Origin of the sequence: Pontimonas sp. (assembly GCF_031581085.1) — a bacterium.
GTDB lineage: Bacteria > Actinomycetota > Actinomycetes > Actinomycetales > Microbacteriaceae > Pontimonas.
On record NZ_JAVLBO010000059.1, the window covers coordinates 1 to 1,930 of the forward strand.

Consider the following 1,930-nt stretch of genomic DNA (forward strand, 5'->3'; position numbering starts at 1 on the left):
CACCTGAAGGATGGAAGGAGTAAGACCATGGGAGAAGTCGTTGGAGCGGCAGTTCTCGCTCACGTTCCCACCATCATGTTGCCGGAGGACGTGAGAAAAGACCTCAACGAGGGTAAAGAAATCTCCCTGGTGCCGGGTCTGAAACGGCTGCGACAAGAGATATTTGAAACTCTGGACTATGACACGGTACTCGTTCTTGACAGTCACTGGGCCACCACGGTCGAATTTGTGATCACGTCGGCGGCCGAGCGCTCAGGTCTATTTACCTCCGAGGAGCTGCCGCGCGGGATGACTCAAATTCCCTACGCCTTCAAAGGCGACCCTGAGTTAGCGCACGCCATCGCCGAAAAAGATGAAAAAAATGGCACGTGGATTACGCCGATTGCTGATCCCCACCTTCCCATTTTTTACGCGACGACTAATCTTTGGCACTACCTTGGGCGGGGCCTCGATGACAAAAAATGGATTTCCCTGTCAGTCTGCCAAACCGCGACACCCGAGGACTTTATTCGCGCCGGCCGTGCAGTGGGGCAAGGGATTTTGGAGTCCGATTCGAGAGTTCTCATCCTCGGCTCCGGGGCACTCTCGCACACCTTCCACAAACTCAGAGATCTTCGCAAACACGAGTCCAGCGATCCCAGTCACATTTTCACGCCTGAGGCCTACCAGTACGATCTCCAGGTGCTGGAGTGGATGAAAGAGGGAAATCACCAGGCAATACTGGACGACTTCGATACCTTCCGGAAGTACAAGCCAGAAGCCGGTTTCTTCCACTATCTGGCTCTAGCCGGTGCGCTCGGAGAAGAAAATCTTGAGGCCAAGGGGAGGCTGTACAGCGAGTACGAAAACTCTATTGGTACCGGGCAAGTGCACGTCTGGTTTGATAAGCCCGAAGGTGGGTTTCCCGCTCCGAAAGACTTGGTTCTCAGTCGTGACTGAGTTCCGCAGGATCGCGCTCGAGGGCTATCCCGTCACGGTACGTCGGGACGGGGAGGATTTGGTAGCTCCCGACGGTCGCCGGGTTCGTGTGGCTGAGGCTGTCCACCTGGCTCCCGTGATGCCGTCAAAAATCATTGCCGTGCACCTGAATTACCAATCCCGGACCGATGAGTTTCTCACCAAGTTGCCCGCTGCACCGACCTATTTTCATAAACCTGTGACGGCGCTCAATTCGCATCAAGGCGCGGTCGTCAGGCCGAAAGGCTGTCGGTGGTTGAATTATGAGGGTGAAATCGTCATCGTCATGGGCAAGACAGCACGAAATATCTCTGCTGCGGACGCAGGGGAGTACATCGCTGGGTACACCATCGGCAACGACTACGGGTTGCACGATTTTCGGGACACCGATGCCGGCTCGATGTTGCGTGTGAAAGGGTCGGACACTTTGGCCCCTGTGGGCCCGGGCGTAGTGACGGATTGGGACTTTCGCAATAAAGCAATTCGCACCTTGGTCAACGGGAACGTGAGGCAGGAAGACAGCACCGCCAACATGGAGTGGGATATGCACTATCTCGTGGCGGATATTGCCCGAACAATCACCCTGGAGCCGGGAGATCTTCTTTTCTCGGGAACCCCGGCAAATTCTCGCCCCGTAGTGCCGGGAGATGTGGTCGAGGTGGAGGTCGAAGGGCTGGGCATCCTTCGCAACCATATTGTGGAAGGCCCCACGCCCATTCGAACAGACGTCGGTGCGCAACCGACAGAGAGTGAAGAGGTGGTTTCGACTGCTATGGGGGGCGACTGGGAGTTTCGTGGCATTCGCACGCCCTCAAAGGACCTATATCCATCGACAGTGGAGGAAACACAATGATCAAAATCAACGTCGACATGGTCAAATGCCAAAACTATGGGCAGTGCGTGTTCGAGGCGCCCACAATTTTCCGTCTCAATTCGGAAGACAAGCTTGAGTACGAGGCCACAGCGGAGGATT

General features: G+C 55.6%; 2 protein-coding genes. Both read left to right on the forward strand.

What is annotated here, in order from left to right; genetic code table 11:
- On the forward strand, positions 1-939 hold a 939-nt coding region (locus RI518_RS07815; RefSeq protein WP_310689813.1), incomplete at its 5' end, for a catechol 1,2-dioxygenase.
- A 118-nt stretch (positions 940-1,057) separates the two neighbouring features.
- Positions 1,058-1,810 carry a fumarylacetoacetate hydrolase family protein gene (locus tag RI518_RS07820; RefSeq protein ID WP_310689814.1) on the forward strand — a complete coding sequence of 251 codons (753 nt, stop codon included), beginning with the start codon at positions 1,058-1,060 and terminating at the stop codon, positions 1,808-1,810.
- Positions 1,811-1,930 lie beyond the last annotated feature (120 nt).

Excerpts from the sequence above, each read along its gene's own strand:
- RI518_RS07820 (WP_310689814.1), top strand. The coding sequence starts at position 1,058 with ATGCCGTCAAAAATCATTGCCGTGCACCTGAATTACCAATCCCGGACC.